The organism is Nonomuraea sp. NPDC050536, from assembly GCF_044457685.1.
Taxonomy (GTDB): domain Bacteria; phylum Actinomycetota; class Actinomycetes; order Streptosporangiales; family Streptosporangiaceae; genus Nonomuraea.
On sequence record NZ_JBITHD010000006.1, the window covers coordinates 309,359 to 322,996 of the forward strand.

Annotated in this window: 13 protein-coding genes; 7 read left to right on the plus strand and 6 right to left on the minus strand. The window is 70.3% G+C overall.

What is annotated here, in order from left to right; translation table 11 throughout:
• Positions 1 to 127: 127 nt before the first annotated feature.
• The 3 genes from ACIBHX_RS20040 to ACIBHX_RS20050 all read left to right on the plus strand — a co-directional run bounded on the left by ACIBHX_RS20040 (position 128) and on the right by ACIBHX_RS20050 (position 5,073).
• Complete coding sequence (locus tag ACIBHX_RS20040) at positions 128 to 1,675, plus strand: SPFH domain-containing protein (protein WP_397068626.1); 1,548 nt, start codon at positions 128 to 130, stop codon at positions 1,673 to 1,675.
• Positions 1,675 to 2,892, plus strand: a complete 1,218-nt coding sequence (locus ACIBHX_RS20045; protein ID WP_397068627.1) for an SPFH domain-containing protein — start codon at positions 1,675 to 1,677, stop codon at positions 2,890 to 2,892. The genes ACIBHX_RS20040 and ACIBHX_RS20045 overlap by 1 nt, the downstream gene beginning before the upstream one ends.
• A 129-nt stretch (positions 2,893 to 3,021) precedes the next feature.
• Positions 3,022 to 5,073 carry a phosphocholine-specific phospholipase C gene (locus ACIBHX_RS20050; protein ID WP_397068628.1) on the plus strand — a complete coding sequence of 684 codons (2,052 nt, stop codon included), beginning with the start codon at positions 3,022 to 3,024 and terminating at the stop codon, positions 5,071 to 5,073.
• Here ACIBHX_RS20050 and ACIBHX_RS20055 read toward each other — a convergent pair.
• From ACIBHX_RS20055 to ACIBHX_RS20075, 5 genes are all read right to left on the minus strand, one after another.
• Positions 5,060 to 5,203 carry a hypothetical protein gene (locus tag ACIBHX_RS20055; RefSeq protein WP_397068629.1) on the minus strand — a complete coding sequence of 48 codons (144 nt, stop codon included), beginning with the start codon at positions 5,201 to 5,203 and terminating at the stop codon, positions 5,060 to 5,062. The genes ACIBHX_RS20050 and ACIBHX_RS20055 overlap by 14 nt on opposite strands.
• Complete coding sequence (locus tag ACIBHX_RS20060) at positions 5,200 to 5,460, minus strand: hypothetical protein (protein WP_397068630.1); 261 nt, start codon at positions 5,458 to 5,460, stop codon at positions 5,200 to 5,202. Before ACIBHX_RS20060 ends, ACIBHX_RS20055 begins: the two co-directional genes overlap by 4 nt.
• An 81-nt stretch (positions 5,461 to 5,541) precedes the next feature.
• The gene (locus tag ACIBHX_RS20065; protein ID WP_397068631.1) at positions 5,542 to 6,354 is read right to left on the minus strand and encodes an inositol monophosphatase family protein; all 813 of its coding nucleotides are present in this window, start codon (positions 6,352 to 6,354) and stop codon (positions 5,542 to 5,544) included.
• Between the two features lie 9 nt (positions 6,355 to 6,363).
• Complete coding sequence (locus ACIBHX_RS20070) at positions 6,364 to 6,978, minus strand: hypothetical protein (protein ID WP_397068633.1); 615 nt, start codon at positions 6,976 to 6,978, stop codon at positions 6,364 to 6,366.
• Entirely contained in the window at positions 6,975 to 8,027 is a 1,053-nt protein-coding gene (locus ACIBHX_RS20075) for a hypothetical protein (protein WP_397068634.1), read from the minus strand. Before ACIBHX_RS20075 ends, ACIBHX_RS20070 begins: the two co-directional genes overlap by 4 nt.
• 154 nt (positions 8,028 to 8,181) lie before the next feature.
• Here ACIBHX_RS20075 and ACIBHX_RS20080 point away from each other — a divergent pair, with 154 nt between their 5' ends.
• Positions 8,182 to 9,072 (plus strand): PIG-L family deacetylase, encoded by an 891-nt coding sequence (locus ACIBHX_RS20080; RefSeq protein ID WP_397068635.1) that lies wholly within the window; start codon positions 8,182 to 8,184, stop codon positions 9,070 to 9,072.
• A gap of 181 nt (positions 9,073 to 9,253) precedes the next feature.
• On the opposite strand, the gene ACIBHX_RS20085 is transcribed toward ACIBHX_RS20080, so the two are convergent.
• A complete protein-coding gene (locus tag ACIBHX_RS20085; RefSeq protein ID WP_397068636.1) occupies positions 9,254 to 10,252 on the minus strand; it encodes an NADPH:quinone oxidoreductase family protein in 999 nt (332 codons plus the stop codon).
• Between the two features lie 112 nt (positions 10,253 to 10,364).
• Between ACIBHX_RS20085 and ACIBHX_RS20090 the strand changes: the two genes are divergently transcribed.
• The 3 genes from ACIBHX_RS20090 (at position 10,365) to ACIBHX_RS20100 (ending at position 13,376) form a co-directional block, all read left to right on the plus strand.
• Entirely contained in the window at positions 10,365 to 10,991 is a 627-nt protein-coding gene (locus ACIBHX_RS20090; protein WP_397068637.1) for a TetR/AcrR family transcriptional regulator, read from the plus strand.
• Positions 10,992 to 11,051: 60 nt separating this feature from the next.
• Complete coding sequence (locus ACIBHX_RS20095; RefSeq protein WP_397068638.1) at positions 11,052 to 12,632, plus strand: IS1182 family transposase; 1,581 nt, start codon at positions 11,052 to 11,054, stop codon at positions 12,630 to 12,632.
• Between the two features lie 327 nt (positions 12,633 to 12,959).
• Positions 12,960 to 13,376 carry a DUF6292 family protein gene (locus ACIBHX_RS20100; RefSeq protein WP_397068639.1) on the plus strand — a complete coding sequence of 139 codons (417 nt, stop codon included), beginning with the start codon at positions 12,960 to 12,962 and terminating at the stop codon, positions 13,374 to 13,376.
• Positions 13,377 to 13,638 lie beyond the last annotated feature (262 nt).

Sequence of the window (13,638 nt, forward strand, 5' to 3'; positions counted from 1 at the left end):
CGCACGGCGGCGGGCGGCCGGTGGCGGAGGCCTGCCGTACCGACATCGCTTTGTAAGCGATCAGTAAGGAGCACCCGATAGCTTCGGAAACCTTCGGAAATCTTCGGGGTTCTACGAGAGAGGTGCGATGTCGCGACCGAGAGAGGCGCTCATCCAGGCGGGACAGGGGATAGCGCAGGCGGTGGCCCAGGGCGGTGACCTCAGACAGGCTGTCGGAGACGCGGTCGGTCAGGTGGCCCAGCAGGCGCCGGGCTTCGCGCTGAACCCGCACGACTTCGCCGCGGCTCGCGACGGCGGCGCCTCCGTGGGCACGCTGATCGAGGCCAGATCCGCCTCGCTCGGCGAGGCCGGCGAGATCGTCAACCGGAGCTTCGCCGAGAACGGCATGCACGTCATCTCGCCGGTGGTGATCCCGAAGAGCGGCACGGCCAAGGTCGTGGTCCCGCTCGGCATCCTGGTGGTGCTCGGCCTGATCGGGGCGCTCGGCAACGTCATCCCGAACACGGACCTGGTCTTCGGCCCGCACTACTGGGTGGTGCTGGTGCTGGCGGCGGGGTTCCTGTGGTGGCGGCGCAGCGTGGTGATGGTCCCCGAGGGCTGCAAGGCGCTGATCACCAAGTTCGGCAAGCTGGTCCAGATCGCCGAGCCTGGCCGGGTGACGCTGTTCAACCCGTGGAAGCGGGTCAGCTACATCGTCAACACCACCCGCGAGTACCCGTTCAACGCGCCGATCCGCGAGGCGCCGACCCAGCAGGGCGTCAAGGCGAGCGTCGACCTGTTCCTGCAGTTCAGGATCGAGAACCCGGCCGAGTTCATCTTCGTGCTCGGCTCGGTCAGCGGCTTCCAGTCCAAGCTGCAGAACTCCGTCAGCGAGGTCACCCGCTCGCTCATCTACGGCCAGCGCGCCGAGGACATCTACGACCTGGTGGGCGAGAGCACGCAGGGCATCCTGGAGAGCCTCAACCAGCAGTTCCTGCCGGCCGTGCGCCTCACCGACGTCAACATCACCCACGCCGAGCCCTCCAGCCAGGAGTACCGGATGGACCTGGCGGCGCCGGAGATGGTGCGGGTGGCCAAGGAGGCCTACACCTACGAGTACGAGCTGCAGCTGCGCAAGGAGCAGAACGAGGGCGACCTGGTCAAGGAGCTGGCGGGGCTGCAGGAGACGCTGAGCGCCATCCAGGCGGAGATCGCCTCCTACCAGGCGCGCATGGACACCGCGCTGGAGCGCGCGGAACACCAGGCCAAGGCGCAGGCCAGGCAGCGCCTGGTCGAGGCGGAGTCCACCGCCAACGCCAACGCCGCGCTGCTCGAGGCGCAGGCCCTGGACATCAGAGCGCTCAGCGCCGCCGAGGCGCCGGAGATCCTCGACTACCGCTTCCAGCAGGACCTGCTGGACAAGCTGGAGTCGGTGTCGGCGCGGCTGCCCCAGGTGGTGCAGGTGGGCGGCCAGACCGACATCGACTACCTGGCGCTGGCGCAGCAGTTGGTCGGCGGGAAGGGGGCGGCGCTGTTCTCGCCCGACGACATGGCCGCGATCAGGGGACGCCTGGCGGCGATCGCCGAGCGGGTGGACGCGCGCCAGGACGAGATCGCCACGCTGCTGCGGAAGTCGACGCGCGAGGTGAGCGTGCCGCAGGAGCTGGTGGCCACCGCGACGGAGGGTGAGGTCTGATGAGCCGCGAGTTCTCGAAGATCAAGGAGTCGCTGGCCTCCTGGTCCGACATCCGCCAGCTGCTGCGCGGCGGCGAGCAGGGCCAGCTGGTGCCCGTGGTGATCCCCAAGGACAAGCGCGGCTTCACCTGGATGACGCTGATCTTCCTGGCGCTCTACTTCGCCGGCATGGGCGTCAGGTTCCCGCTGGCGTTCGCGGCCGCGGCCGCCTGCCTGGTCCTCGGCCTGACCTGGATGTGGCGCAAGGCCATCATCGAGATCGAGGAGGGCACGACGGGGGTGCGCAGCCGCTGGGGCGCGATCACCGGGACGCTGGAGCCTGGCCGCCACTACCTGTGGCTGCCCTGGGACCGGGTGGACGCGGTCGTCGACACCTCCACCGAGATCCCGTACTCGGCGCCCATCGTGGCCTGCCCGACGGCCGAGAACGTGCCGCTGAAGTCGATCGAGTTCTTCCTGAAGTTCCGCATCGTGGACCCGGTGGCCTTCGTCCGGACGATCGGCGCGGGCAACTTCGACCTGGTGCTGGCTTCGGCCGTGCAGGACGCGATCAGGCAGCGCAGCCGCCGCGTCAACACCGAGCGGGCCTACGACCTGCGCGGCTCGGACGTGGGCGACATGCAGGACGCGCTCAGCCGGCAGCTGAGCCGCTACGGCGTGCGCATCACCGGCGCGAACATCCCCGACGTGCAGCTGCCCGACCAGTACCAGCAGCACCTGGCCACCAAGGAGAAGGTGGCCAAGGAGCTGTCGGCCTACGAGCGCGAGTGGGAGCTGACCCGCAAGCGCCGCATCGACACGCTGAAGATGGAGATCGAGCGGGCCAAGAAGACCCGCGACGCCCGGGTGGTCGAGGTCAAGGCGGCGCACAACACGGCGCGCAAGGACGTGGCCAGGATGCTGGAGGAGCAGGAGACCGAGGCGCAGCGCGTCACCTGGGAGATCGAGGCGCGCGGCCGGGCGGAGCTGACGGCGGCCGAGAACGAGGCCAAGGCGCTGCGCCGGCTGGCCGAGTCCTACCGCGACAACCGCGCGGTGCTGCAGTACGAGCTGGCGCGCCGCCGCCTGGACGTCGGCGCCAAGCTGGCGGAGAGCGCCCCGCAGCCGCTGGTGGTCCGCACGCCGGACGGCCAGCAGGATTCGGCGCTGTCCACGCTGCTGGTCGCCCAGCTGCTACCCCGCCTGTCGGGCTCCAACGGCAAGGCCGCCGAGCACTAGGCGTCGCCAGGCCATTGCTGGTCCGCCGCCGGACGCTGACACGGCGTTCGGCGGAAACCCCCAGTTCACCTGCCGCTGAGACGCTGTGCCGCGCTCGAACGCGCTCGGCTTCTCGGAAAAAGGTGCAGCATGTCGCAAGGACCCTCTCGTCGTCATTTTCTCGCTCTGGGGGCGGGCGTCGTGGCAGGGTCTCTGCTGCCGCCGTCCGTGCACCGCGCGATGGCATTACCGCTCCCGCAGGGAGGCCTGTCGGCCGTCAAGCACGTGGTCTTCCTCATGCAGGAGAACCGCTCGTTCGACCACTACTTCGGCACCATGCGGGGCGTGCGCGGCTTCGGCGACCGCAACGCGATCACCCAGCGCAACGGCAAGCCGGTCTTCGAGCAGAGCGGCGTGCTGCCCTTCCCCGTCCGCGAGGCGGCCGGCCAGGTGGGCAAGGACCTGCAGTGGATCTCGGCGCTGGCGCACGGCTGGTCCGACGGCCAGCAGGCGGCGGCCAAGGGCTGGCACGACGGCTGGATCAAGGCCAAGAGCGCGGCGACCATGACGTACTACACGCGGGCCGACATCCCGCTGCAGTACGAGCTGGCCGACACGTTCACCGTGTGCGATCACTACCACTGCTCGGTGCTGTCGTCCACCAGCCCGAACCGCAACTACCACGTCTCCGGCCACACCGGCTACGAGCCGGGCACCGCCAAGCGGGCGATCGACAACGCCGCCTACGCCGAGGACACCCACCAGGGCTACACCTGGGCCAACGCCGGCGAGATCCTGGAGTCCGCGGGCCACTCCTGGCGGGTCTACCAGGAGTGGGACAACTTCGAGGACAACAACATCGAGTTCTTCGCCCGCTTCCGCCAGATCGCCCGCAAGGCCCTCCAGGGCGACTACAAGAGCCTGGACTCCTTCTACTACGCCCTGTCGCAGGCTCCCGACCCCCAGCGGATGCTGCAGCGGCTGGAGGAGGGCGTGGCCAAGCTGACCAGCGAGGAGCGGTCGCTGTACGACCGGGCGCTGCGCCGCGTCCCCAGCGGCGAGCTGGTCAAGCGCTTCCGCGCCGACATCGAGGCCGGCACGCTCCCCCAGGTCAGCTACATCGTCCCGTCGTCTGTCGACTCCGAGCACCCCGCCGACTCCTCCCCCATCCAGAGCGCCCGCATCACCTACGACCTGCTCGACGCGATCGCCTCGCATCCGGAGACGTGGCAGTCGACCGTCCTGTTCATCACCTACGACGAGAACGACGGCTTCTTCGACCACGTGCCGCCGCCGCTGCCGCCCGCCGAGCAGCGCGACGACTGGTACGACGGCAAGCCCATCGGCCTGGGCATGCGCGTGCCGATGACGGTCGTCTCCCCCTGGACCAGGGGCGGCTACACCTGCTCGCAGGTCTTCGACCACACCTCCACCGTCCGCTTCCTGGAGACGTGGCTCGGGGTGACCTTCCCCGACATCACCCCCTGGCGCCGGGCGGTCTCCGGCGACCTGACCTCCGCCTTCGACTTCTCCGGTACGGCGGAGCCGCCCGCACCCGCGGCCCCCGGCGCCGTGCCGCCCTTCACCGGCCGGTGGAAGCCCGCACCGCCCGCCGATCAGAAGATGCCGGTCCAGGAGGCGGGCACCAGGCCCGCGCGGGCCCTGCCGTACCAGCCGAACGGGTGGGCCAGGCTGCTGGGCCGCACGCTGGAGCTGACGCTGGCCAACAACGGCGCCGACAGCGTGCACCTGACGCTGTTCCCCTACGAGGGCGAGCTGGACGCGCCGCTGCACGTGGACGTCAAGGGCGTGACCACGCAGAACGTGCAGGTCAAGGGAGAGGCCTACCGGCTGGCGGTGGTGGGGCCGAACGGGTTCCGTCGCGAGTTCGGCGGGACGCTGTCGGGGGCGGCGGCCCGGGTCCAGGTCTCGTGCGGCCTCGACATCGATCCGCGCAAGCTGCGCCTGGAGATCGCCAATCTGGGTGACACCCGGGTGAAGCTGTGGGTGCGGTCGCTGGCCTACGGCGACAAGGAGCAGGCGGTGCCGCTGGCGGCCGGGCAGTACAAGCAGGTGGTGATCCCGCTGGAGGAATCTCAGGGGTGGTACGACGTGGCGGTCGGCTGCGAGCAGGACCCCGCGTTCAACCGGCGCTTCATGGGCCACGTCGAGAACGGCAGGCCCAGCGTCACCGGCCTGTAGCCGGGCGGCGGGACACGGTCAGCACACGGGCGGCGCGGCGGCGGCCACGCGCGCGGCGCCGCCCGTCGTCGTCCTCGTCAGGGGGCAGGGGCGCGATCAGTTCCGCGAACCAGGGATGCATCGTGATCACGCGGCCATCGCGTAGGTCCGGTAGGCGGAGCTGACGGCGTCCAGCGCCCAGCGCATCCGGGTGGCGTAGGCCTCGGGGTGGTCGCCCGCCTCTTGCGCCACGGAGGCGGCGCACGCGGTGTGGTCGTCGCCGCAGGCGCAGAGCCGGTCCTCGATGGCCGAGCGGATCTGCGGCGGCGACAGCGTCTGCGAAGGCTGCAGTGCCGAGGTGAAGAGCACCTGCGCCAGTTCGGTCGTCGTCAGCGTCTGGTACGTCATTTCCGGCTCCTTCGTCGGTCCGTCTGCCTGTATAGACCACGACGTAACCGGAAACTCATCGGCGCTTCCAGGCCGAATTACTCAGATCCCAGAAGAACGCACAAGGCGCAGCACAGCGTCGAGGCCGGCGGGGTGCGCGGCCACGAAGCTGCGGTCGTCCGGGGTGCCGTCGATGCGCTCCTCGAACGGCCCGCCGTCCAGGGCGCGGATCTCCAGCCCTGCCTCCTGCGCGATCAGCGCGCCCGCCGGCAGGTCGACCGACTCGGCCCGGTAGCCGACCACCGCGTCGATGTCGCCGCGGGCCAGCATCACCCACGACAGCAGTGGCGCCCACAGCTGCAGCACCCTGCGGGCGCCCAGCTCGAGGGCCGACTTCAGCGCCAGCGCCGCGCCGTCGTCCTTGGCCACGCCGTACCCCTGCGTCCAGGCCAGCAGCGGCCCATGACGCGAGTCACGGTACGGCGGCGCCAGCCGTACCCCGGCGCGGCCCCGGGCGCCTCGGCCGCGGATCGCCGACCAGGTCTGGGCGGTGACCGGGTCGTGCACCACGCCGAGCACGGGCAGGCCCGCGCGGCACAGCGCCAGGCCCACCACGTAGGCCGGCAGGCCGATGGCCACGTTGTTGGTGCCGTCGAGCGGGTCGACCAGCCACGTCCAGTGGCCGCCTGAGGCGCCGAGCAGGCCGGACTCCTCGGCGACGACCGCGTGCGTGGGGTAGGCGGTCAGTATCCGCTCCACGATGAGCTTCTCCGAGGCCAGGTCCAGGTCGGTGACCACGTCGCCGGCCTGGCCCTTGGGCCTGGTCCCCACCCGGCCCCTGGTGCCTTGCAGCAGCAGGTCGCCGGCGGCCTCGGCGGCCTCCACGGCCACCGCACGAGCACGGTCCAGGTCCATCGGCACCCCTCAGGTCAGGCGGGCGGCTATCAGGCGCAGGGCTTGCGCGGTCTCGTCGGGGTCGAGCGGCTGTCTGGCCACGTGATGGTCGCCGGCGCCCAGCGGGCCGAGCGACAGGTCGCGGCTGCCCGGCCTCCCCCGGCCCAGCGCGATCGTGGCCGCCTCGCCGCCCTCGGGGATGACGCTGCTGTGGAAGCGGTCGGCGGCCAGCGTGTAGGTGTCGCCGGGGCCGAACACCTCCACCAGTCCCGTCTTGTGCCGCACGGTGCGGCCCGTGGGCGTGATGCGGTCGCCGTCGGCCGCGCTGACCACCTCGAACACCCGGTGGGTGGCGTCGACGGCGGCGTCGGTGACGACCGCGTGCACGTTGCGCACCTGGCCGTACAGCACGTGGCTGATCAGGTCCCAGCTGTGGCAGTGGATCTGCGACGTGGTGGCCTCGGCGTGCGCGAGGGTGCCCGACCACAGGTGGAGGCAGACGCCCTCGCCGCCGCTGCGCTCCAGCGGCAGGCAGACGAAGCCCAGCGGGTGGCGCACGGCCTTGACGGGGCCCTTCAGCGCTTTCAGCGCCCAGTCCCGGCCCCTGCCTGCGGCGAGCTGCTGGTGGACGGCTTGATAGCTCATGGCGCGTATGGATCCTTGGCCCGCAAGGCTTTGCGGGTGATCTCGACGACATCGGGATAGGTGTAGGACTTGGGCAGCGGCAGCTCGATCCGGTCGAACAGCTCGCGCACCTCCTCCTCGGTGGGCTCGTCGCTGAGCGGCACTTCCCTGTACCTCTCCAGCGGCACGCGGCGGGCCTGCTCCAGGCTCAGCCGCAGCTCAGTGTCGCAGTTCTCGTAGTAGAACGTGTCGGCCAGCGCCGTCATGGCCCGGTTGGGATCCTCGACCGTCATGATCAGGCGGCTGCTCGAGATGTCCCAGCGGAAGGTCGTCATCGTCCTCGACAGGCCGACGCCGATGTCGAGCAGGCCGTAACGCTGGCGGTGCCAGAAGGCGGCCAGGACGGTGGCGTAGGACTCCATCCTGGCCCTGTCGGTGGTCCACACCTGGCCGGTGCCGTCGGGGGTGTCGGCCAGCGATCTGCGGTAGTGCGCGTACGACTCGCACACCTCGCGGTCGGACGGGTCGATGATCTCGATCCTGACCGTGAGGTGCCGCTTGTCGCGCTTGGCCGCCGCCACGCACGCCGGCAGCGTCTTGGCCCGCAGGTAGGTGCCGGTGCCGCCCTTGAAGCTCCAGCGGGTGGTGTCCTTGCGCGCGTCGGCGTGCGCCTGCGCGATCTCCTGGGCGCTGCCCAGGACCCGGACCAGCTGGAGCGAGTCCAGCGCCTTGCGGGTGCCGCTGACCAGGGTCTCGATCTGCTCCAGCCGCGCCAGCCGTACGGGAAGCTCCGACAGCGCGCCTGAGGTGATGGCCTGCTCGACCGGTGCCTGGCGGGCGCGGTCGCGCAGCAGCGCGGTGGCCACCAGCGCCATCACCAGCAGGCTGCCCGCGTTGACGAGCTGGTTCTGCACGTCGGCGGGCACGTTGGGGACGAGCCCGACCGCGCCGACCACGATGGCGAGCAGCAGGGCGATCGCGCCGTCGGCGTTCTGACCTGCCCAGGGGGCCACTCGCTTGAGCGCCGCCACCAACCATGCCATCGTCTCGCCCCGCATCCCGACGATCATTGGGTCCCCATCGTCATGGTAACGAGCACGTCATGCGACTGCCAGAGGACGGTAAGGAGCGAAAGCCCTTCTTAGGTATGACCCATAAATCACCCTAAAGGCTAATGGGCGGCCCCTTCATGAACACTTACCCTGAAGGTCACGGGGGTGGGGAGTGAAGGGGATACGCGCGCTTTCAGCGAGCGTCGGAGCCGTCGCGCTCGCGATGACGCTCGTCGTCTTCATGGTGTGCCCGGTGCCGCCGGGGCAGGCCACCACGCTGGCCGACGCGCCGGTGCTCGGCGAGCGGTTCGTGCAGGTCGTCGCGCATCCGGACGACGATCTGCTGTTCATGAGCCCCGATCTGTACGGCGCCGTGCAGGCGGGCAGGCCCACGGCCACGATCTATCTGACCGCGGGCGAGGGCATGGCCGGGCTGGACGACCGGCACGACCCGCACCAGTACGCCCGCGAGCGCCTGGACGGCCTGCACGCCGCCTACGCCTACCTGGCCGGATCGCGCGACTCCTGGCACAGCACCATGCTGACCGCGGGCAGGATGCGGGTCAGGATGGACTCCCTGGACGACCGCCCGGAGATCCGCCTGATCTTCGCCGGCCTCCCGGACGGCGGCGACCCCCGCGCCGACGGCGGCCGCGACGCCCTGATCCGCATCTGGTCGGGCGGCGCCTGCGTCCACCCCTTCGCCCTCCCCGGCCCCTGCGCCGACCGGTCCGAGGTGGCCGGGATGATCCGCGCCCTCCTGCGCCGCTTCCACTGCACGACCCTGCGGACCCTCGACCCCTACCCGCCTCGGGCCCGTATCGGCGACCACCCGGACCACGTCGCCTCGGCCCGCCTGGCGGACGAGGCGGTGGGCGGCCTGCCGATCACGGTCATGGCCTACCGCGGATACCCGATGGCGAGCTGGTCACCGAACATCACCTTCCGCATGCGCGCCTTCAAAGGCGAGGTCTTCCGCCGCTACCGCGACCACGACTATCGGGTGCGGTACGGCTGGCGATACTGGGCGTGGCTCGAACGCATGTACCGCATCACCACCTGATACGGCACTGCGACATCAGCACCGCGTCCCCGTCATCGAGGTCTGCCACCAGCGGCGCGGCGTGAACATCATCGCGACTACCGTGGCAGCAGCGACTGCCGCGTCTCTTGATCGCGGCACCGCACACCCGTGTGGCCCCGCAGAAAGCCGAGGGGACCCGCCACCTGGCGTCACGGTCTGCTCAGGGCAGCAGTGCCAGCTTGCCCACGGTGGCCCGCGCTTCCAGTTCCGCGAGTGCTTTCGGCCCTTCGGCCAGCTCGTAGATGGTGGGCCGGCCGGGGCCGAGCACCCCGGCCGCGAGGAGCCCGAACATCTCACCCATGACCTCGCCGAAGATCTGTGGCGCGGCCTGGATCAGGGTGCCGATGTTCAGGCCGATGACGTGGATCTGGTGCTTGTAGACCAGTTCCCAGTTGGTGATCGCGGCTTCGCCGCCGGCCATGCCGTAGACGACGACCCGGCCGGTGACCCGCTTGGCCGCGGCCAGGCTGGCGTCGAGGGTGGCGCCGCCGACCGACTCCAGCACCAGGTCGGCGCCCGCGCCGCCGGTCAGCCGCAGGACCTCGGCGGCGATGTCGGTGCCGCGGGAGTCGATGACGTGGTCGGCGCCATTCGCCCGGACCACCTCGTGCTTGCCTGGTGATGCCGTGGCGATCACCGTCGCGCCGTAGTGTTTGGCCATCTTCACCGCGGCCTGTCCGGTCCCGCCGGCCGCGGCGTGGATCAGCACGGTCTGCCCTGCGGTGATGCGGCCCAGTGGCTTGAGCGCCGCCAGCGCCGTTGGCCAGCTCACGACCAGGCCCAGCGCCTGCTCGTCGGCCCAGCCCGCCGGCACCGGCACCGCGCCGGCCGCGGGCAGCACCATGTACTCGGCGAAGGCGCCGCCTCTGACGTCGACGCCGATGACGTGGGCGCCGCGCTCCAGGCCGGTCACCCCCGCACCGACGGCGGTGACTTCACCGGCGCCCTCGATGCCCGCCAGATACGGCGGCTGCGGGCCGCCTGCGAACGTGCCGCGGGCCTGCGAGATGTCGACGAAGTTGACGCCGGCGGCGGCGATGCGGATCAGGACCTCGCCCGGGCCTGGGCTCGGTACCGGCGCGTCGGTGATCAGGCGCAGGTCCTGCGGGCCGTTCAGTGACGTCTGCTGCAGGGCGCGCATGGTCGCGGGAATACTCATGGCGGTCGCCTTCCTTTTTGTTTATCGAACGACAAACAAACCGTGGCACGGCCGTGCGGCGCGGGTCAAGGTAAAGTTGATCGAACGACAAACAAGTACGGAGACGCATCCGATGGCTACTCGCGGCAGGCCGCGCACCTTCGACCCGGACACCGCCCTGCGCCAGGCGCTGGACCTGTTCTGGGAACGGGGCTACGAGGGCACCTCGCTCAACGACCTGGCCCAGGCCATGGGAATCGCCTCGGCCAGCATCTACGCCTACTTCGGCAGCAAGCAGGACCTGTTCCGCAAGGTCATGGCGCTCTACGGCACGACCTCAGGCGAGCCGCCCAGGCGCGCGCTGCGCGAACAACCGACCACACGCGCCGCGATCCACGCCATGCTGCGCGCCACCGCCGATCAGATCACCGGCGCCGACACCCCGCACTACTGCATGCTCATCCTCGCCGCGCCGACCGGCGCCGTGGAGAACCATGCGGTCCGAGAGTTCCTGGCAGGCCTCCGGCACAACCAGCTCACCACCATCAAAGACCGACTCGCCCGCGGCGTCACCGACGGCGACCTCACCGCACCGCCCACCGGCCTCGACGCCATCGCCCGCTACTACGCCACCGTGGTGCAGGGCCTGTCCATACAAGCCCGCGACGGCGCCACCCGCGCCGAACTGGAAGCGGTCATCACTTGCGCGATGGCCGCCTGGGACACACTCACGTCCGCGCCATCACCCCAAGTGAGCTAGGAGTGTCCTGAAGATCTTGATGGTCTTTTCAGACTGGAATCGGGGATCCACACTCGGGTCATGATGGGCCGTCGGAGGGCTCCGGCCGGGCCTGAGGCGTGGGTCGTGTGCCGGGAGCTGATCCCGGCCGGCAGCGTGTTCGCGTTCCTGGCCGAACACCGGCGGGCGTTGTTCCCGCCGCAGGCGTTCGCGGACATGTACGCGCCGGTCAACGGGCGTCCGTCAGTGCCGCCGGACCTGCTGGCGACAGTGGTGGTGCTGCAGGCGCTACATGGGCTGTCGGATGAGGAAGCGGTCGCGGCGCTGCGGTTCGATCTGCGCTGGAAGGCCGCCTGTGGGCTGGGGTTATACGACCAGGGGTTCGATCCGTCGCTGCTGACCTATTTCCGGCGGCGCCTGGCCCGTTCTTCGCGCCCGGACCGGATCTTCGAGACCGTCCGGACAGTGATCGAACAGACCGGGGTGCTGGCAGGCCGGAATCGGCGGGCGCTGGACTCGGCGGTGCTGCTGGATGCGGTCGCCACTCAGGACACCATCACCCAGCTGATCGCCGCGATCCGCCGGGTGGCCCGCCAGGTGCCCGGCGCGACCGCGATCGTGGCGGCGCGCTGCCACGCCCACGACTACGCCGACCCGGGCAAACCGAGAATCGCATGGGACGACGAACAGGCCAAGGCCGCCCTGGTCAGCGGCCTGGTCACCGACGCGCTCACCTTGCTGGACCAGTTGGCCGGCCGAGACCTGGACGAGGCAGCTGCGGGGGCGGTCGGCCTGCTGGCGCTGATCGCCGGTCAAGACGTCGAACCCGCCGACGGCTCTGATGGCACCGATGGGCGGTGGCGGATCGCCCGCCGCACCGCACCGGACCGGGTCATCTCCACCGTCGATCCCGAGGCCCGCCACATCCACAAAAGTGCGCAGCAACGCGAGGATGGCTACAAGGGCCACCTGGCCGTCGAACCGGAAACCGGCCTGTTCACCGCGGTCGCTCTGCGCCCCGGCGTCGGGGCGCAGCACCACGAGGCCGCCGTCGCCCCGGACCTGCTCGCCGACGAGCGCGGCCCGCTGCAGATCCTGGCCGATGCCGCCTACGCCGCCGCCGAACTGCGCGCCGACCTGACCGCCGCAGGGCACCGGCTACTGATCAAGCCACCCGCGCTCAAGCCCGCCGTGGTCGGCGGGTTCACCCTGGACGACTTCGTCATCGACACCGGCGCCGACACGGTCACCTGCCCCGCCGGGCACACCGTCCCCCTCTCCGCGCCCGCGGGCCGCTACCAGCAACGTCGCGCAACCTTCACCGGGCTGTGCGCCGACTGCCCCCTCCACGATCGATGCACCACCGCCAAGACCGGCCGCATCCTGACCATCCGCCCGCACCACGATCTCCAGGCCGCCGCCCGTCATCAGGCCGCCACCGACCCCGCCTGGCAGGACGACTACCGACGCTGGCGGCCCATGGTCGAACGCGCTGTGGCCTGGCTGGTCGCCCGCGGCAACCGCCGCCTGCCCTACCGCGGCACCCACGCCAACGACCGCTGGCTCCACCACCGCGCCGCCGCTCTCAACCTCCGCCGCCTGGTCAACCTCGGGCTCACCTACCTCAACAACACCTGGACCCTCATCCCGACCATCCCATAACAAGAGGGTGAGTCAGCTCATGCCGACCCACCCACCAAGATCTTCAGGACACTCCTAGGCCGTGTCCCGTGATCACGTGTGCCCACAAAGGCCCTTCCGCCACGCTCGGGGACTTTGACGTCCCCAAGCTGGCGACGGAGGAGGGGAATACCTCCCAACGGCACAGCTCATCGGGCCAACCATGCCGCCCTTGCCAAGCCGCTGCCCGGCTTTGCCCGCTCCCTCGAAGCGCAGGCGAATCCCTCTGATCTCAACTCCGTACAGGCCCCAGCTAGAACCATCACCCAACCCGATGATCGTTTCTAGTACAGCACTAGGCTGAACGTCATGACAGCCGAGAGCCGAGCCGACCCTCGCGGCTACGTCGAAGCGGTCCGCGTCGCACTGGTGGCCGAGGGCATCGAGATCGGCGAAATGGTGTCACCCGAGCCGGGCCGGTCCACACGAATGCTGGGCCTGTCCATCGACGGCCCGCACTTCCAGGACACCGAGTGGCTCGACCTCATCTGGGACGAGGAATTCGGCTGGACCGTGCACAAAGCCTTCCTGACCGGTGGGACACGCGGCCGGTCCCACAGCGCTGACGGCTTAGGCCTGGGCCTGGTCCCCGAGCCCGCCACGGTGGCCCGGTACGTCGCGACAGTGCTCGGCTCCAGGGAGAGCTTCTCCGACCGAGGCAGGCGCTACCGCAGAGCCTTCAGGCCTGATCCGGATCTCGAGGCGGCCCTGTCGGCCTACTCATGATTGCTGGTGCTGCCCGGCAACCGACTGTCAAGGTGAGCCACACCGCGACGTTGCCCAGCCCCTCCCGCTCAAAGAAGGCCAGCACCTCCCGGTCGGTGGTCCGCAGGCTGAAGGAGGTTCAGCACGAACAGCGTGCCCGGATGCGCCACGACGAACGGCTTCAGCTCGCCTCACACCGTGTGCCCAACCCGCCGCGCCCGATCGGGCTCGGCATCGTCGAGATGAGTGCACTCGGCGATGATCCCCGAGTAGCCGCAGGCTG

Coding starts and splice junctions, on each gene's coding strand:
- ACIBHX_RS20100 (WP_397068639.1), top strand. CDS start 12,960: ATGACAGCCGAGAGCCGAGCCGACCCTCGCGGCTACGTCGAAGCGGTC.
- ACIBHX_RS20040 (WP_397068626.1), top strand. CDS start 128: ATGTCGCGACCGAGAGAGGCGCTCATCCAGGCGGGACAGGGGATAGCG.
- ACIBHX_RS20095 (WP_397068638.1), top strand. CDS start 11,052: ATGATGGGCCGTCGGAGGGCTCCGGCCGGGCCTGAGGCGTGGGTCGTG.
- ACIBHX_RS20070 (WP_397068633.1), bottom strand. CDS start 6,978: ATGAGCTATCAAGCCGTCCACCAGCAGCTCGCCGCAGGCAGGGGCCGG.
- ACIBHX_RS20090 (WP_397068637.1), top strand. CDS start 10,365: ATGGCTACTCGCGGCAGGCCGCGCACCTTCGACCCGGACACCGCCCTG.
- ACIBHX_RS20045 (WP_397068627.1), top strand. CDS start 1,675: ATGAGCCGCGAGTTCTCGAAGATCAAGGAGTCGCTGGCCTCCTGGTCC.
- ACIBHX_RS20065 (WP_397068631.1), bottom strand. CDS start 6,354: ATGGACCTGGACCGTGCTCGTGCGGTGGCCGTGGAGGCCGCCGAGGCC.
- ACIBHX_RS20085 (WP_397068636.1), bottom strand. CDS start 10,252: ATGAGTATTCCCGCGACCATGCGCGCCCTGCAGCAGACGTCACTGAAC.
- ACIBHX_RS20050 (WP_397068628.1), top strand. CDS start 3,022: ATGTCGCAAGGACCCTCTCGTCGTCATTTTCTCGCTCTGGGGGCGGGC.
- ACIBHX_RS20060 (WP_397068630.1), bottom strand. CDS start 5,460: ATGACGTACCAGACGCTGACGACGACCGAACTGGCGCAGGTGCTCTTC.
- ACIBHX_RS20075 (WP_397068634.1), bottom strand. CDS start 8,027: ATGATCGTCGGGATGCGGGGCGAGACGATGGCATGGTTGGTGGCGGCG.